1 protein-coding gene and 2 pseudogenes are annotated in these 2,997 nt (G+C 59.2%); 2 read left to right on the forward strand and 1 reads right to left on the reverse strand.

Annotated features, from left to right (window positions below; genetic code table 11):
* A partial coding sequence (gene repA, locus EOA23_RS33150; protein WP_127307164.1) for a plasmid partitioning protein RepA occupies positions 1–920 on the reverse strand: 920 nt, incomplete at its 3' end.
* Positions 921–1,280: 360 nt separating this feature from the next.
* Here repA and traI point away from each other — a divergent pair.
* A pseudogene (gene traI / locus EOA23_RS33155) lies at positions 1,281–1,909 on the forward strand (acyl-homoserine-lactone synthase TraI).
* A gap of 10 nt (positions 1,910–1,919) precedes the next feature.
* Positions 1,920–2,592: pseudogene (trbB, locus tag EOA23_RS33160) on the forward strand (P-type conjugative transfer ATPase TrbB); the annotation flags it as partial.
* Positions 2,593–2,997: the final 405 nt, after the last annotated feature.

Genomic DNA, 2,997 nt, shown 5'->3' on the forward strand with positions numbered 1-2,997 from the left:
TAGCGGAACCAGTCGAGAGAGACGGCGATGCCAGCGCCCTCGATGCTTTTTAGAATCTCCCCCAACATCAGCAGAAATTGACTCATGGACATGATGTCGAGCATCTGAGGATGCACGGTGATGAGAACGGCAGAAGAGGCGGCAAGCGCGGTGAGAGTGAGGTAGCCGAGCTGCGGAGGGCAGTCGATCACAACCACATCGTAGTTCTCGTCAACCTCTCCAAGTGAAGATCCGATACGCGTATAGAATGCGCGTCCTGCGCTCGATTCCTTGGCGTGCATCGCGATCGGCGTTTCGTACTCGTACTCCTGTAACTCGAGGTTTGCGGGAATGAGATCGAGACCGGGAAAGTTCGTGGGTCGGATCGCTTTCGTGATCGAGACACGCTGATCATCATAGCGTAGCGCATCGTAGAACGACGGATTGCGGTCGATCTCAGGTTGAATTCCGAAAAGGGCAGTCAGTGACGCCTGCGGATCCAGGTCAACTGCCAAGACGCGGAAACCGCGTAGCGCCAGATACTCCGAGAGATGAACTGCTGTCGTCGTCTTTCCGGACCCACCCTTGAAATTGACGACAGAGATGACCTGGAGCTTCTCGCCATCTCGTCGGCGAGGCGACCGGTCGAGCAAGACGCGCAGCTCGTTCATCTGCGCGGCTGTGTAGTATCGACGCCCCGTCGGTGTGACATAAGGCTCGACGCCCTTGCCCTGTAAATGGAGCTTCTTCACGTAACTTTGGGAGACCCCAATAAACTCAGCGGCTTCCGCAAGAGTGAAGCTGCGGAGAGGCTTCTCAGCGTCCGGGGGAAAATTCTCCATGCGCAGCATGTCGAGACGTCGCGAAATATCCTCACTTTGCTGCAGGATCGTATCAGCGAAGCTCTCTTGTTGAGCCGGATGGGTCAGAGTCACATTCATTAGCGCTTACCGAGGTAGTAACGATATTTCCATCGATTTCTGGAATTATCGGGACTATTCCGATTCTGTATCCTTCGCAAGAAAAAGAAGGTTAACAAGAAGTTAACGCAACAGCCAGAAGTTGCCCACCGGCCACCCCCGCAATCCCGATTTCTGCTTTCGTTCCCAACAGTTAGGCTCTTCGCAAGCACCCCCGTTAAATCTCGGGGGTAAACTGCCGGCAATCCACGGCCACTGCCAAGTCCAGACGCGTCAGCCCTCCGCAGACCCGACTCAGGGCCCGTAGAATTCTACAGCTCCAGCAGAGTGGCCATCTGTGATTGATGAGCCCCAATCGCAATCAGTGAAGGGTTTCGGCGAATGCTGGCACGCGCAATACGCAATGCCTCGGGGAAGAGATACCGAGAACTCGTCGACGCCTATTGTCGACTGCGAGCGACAATCTTTGCGGACCGCCTGGAGTGGACACGTGCATGTCCGCAGTGGCCGGGAAACAGGCGAGTTCGACCTGCTCGATCCGACTTACATCGTGGTGACGTCGGACGACGGCGCCATCGTAGGGGGTGCGCGCCTGCTTCCCGCCCTTGAGGACACAATGCTGGAGCGGACGTTTCCGCAATTGCTCGCGATTGGCCGCATCAATGCCCATGCCAGGATGATCGAAAGCTCGCGTTTCTGTGTCGACACCACATCCGCTGAGGGCAGGGAGGGGAGGGGCGCTACATCAAGCAACGCCCACCATGTTTGCGGCCATCATCGAATGGTCGATGCTGAACGGATATACGGAGATCGCCACCGCAACAGATCTCAGGTTCGAACGGATCCTCAATCGGGTAGGCTGGCCGATGAGGCGGCTCGGCAAGCCCTGCCGCATCGGCAACACGATCGCCATCGCCGGGATACTTCCGGCTGACCGGGCGAGTTTCACGCAGGTTTGCCCACCTGGCTACAGGTCGGCGTTTCCCGCCGCGCGGCAGCACGCTGCCTGAGGGGCCATCCGTGAACCATCTTCGATCGCACTCGCGGCTTGTCCCCAAGCTTCAGGATGCTTTGGGCGAGCATCTATGCCTGGCGCTCGACGACGCGACCGTTGTCGAGATCATGCTAAACCCAGACGGGAGGCTGTTCATCGAGCGGCTCGGCCACGGCGTTGCCCCAGCCGGGGAAATGACGCCGGCGGGCCGCGGAGATCGTCATTGGAAGCGTCGCGCACGCTCTCCAGTCCGAAGCGGACGACGAGCAACCGATCATCTCCGGCGAGCTACCGATCGGCGGGCATCGTTTCGAGGGGCTGCTGCCGCCAGTCGTGTCGGCGCCTACCTTCACGATCCGTCGGCGTGCATCCCGGCTTATCCCGCTCGACGACTATGTCACGAAGCGGGTCATAACGGAGAAGCAGGCATCAGTGCTCCGCATCGCGTCTCGCTTGAACATCGTCATCTCCGGCGGCACGGGCTCCGGAAAGACGACACTCGCCAACGCTGTCATCGCCGAGGTCGTCCAGCATGCGCCCGACGACCGGGTCGTCATCCTCGAGGATACAACCGAGATCCAGTGCGCGGCCGAGAACGCCGTCTCACTCCATACCATGTCACGGTCGATATGGCGTCTCCTCAAAAGCACGATGCGTCTGCGCCCCGACCGGATCATCGTCGGTGAGGTTCGCGATGGATGGCTTCGCGGCCGCCGATCCCGGAGAGAAGCAGGACCCCGCGAAAGATGCGCAACGCCGGCGAAGCGGAAAAGCGCTTGACTTCAACACGCCGAATAGAGACCAACCCTCGTCTTTTAATCGCACGAAAGAGCGGGCCACCGTTCTCCGCCTCGGAACATGACGTCTAGCAGGCTTCTCTGATTGGGGCGAGTCGATGCGCCTCTGCCGACCTCGCCATCATCCCCTCGCCGAATCCATCCGAGATCAAAGTGACAGCCCAGCGTTCAGCCACCCGACGGCCCAAAATCACGTTCGGCGCTGGGGATGCCGATTCCGAAATATCGCGTGTGGGCGACATCGAGGATGCGATTGACCAAGCTTGGGAAGCTGTATCCGGCGGTCTTCGCGGCCATGAAATAAGAG

Source organism: Mesorhizobium sp. M2A.F.Ca.ET.042.01.1.1, assembly GCF_003997405.1.
Taxonomy (GTDB): domain Bacteria; phylum Pseudomonadota; class Alphaproteobacteria; order Rhizobiales; family Rhizobiaceae; genus Mesorhizobium.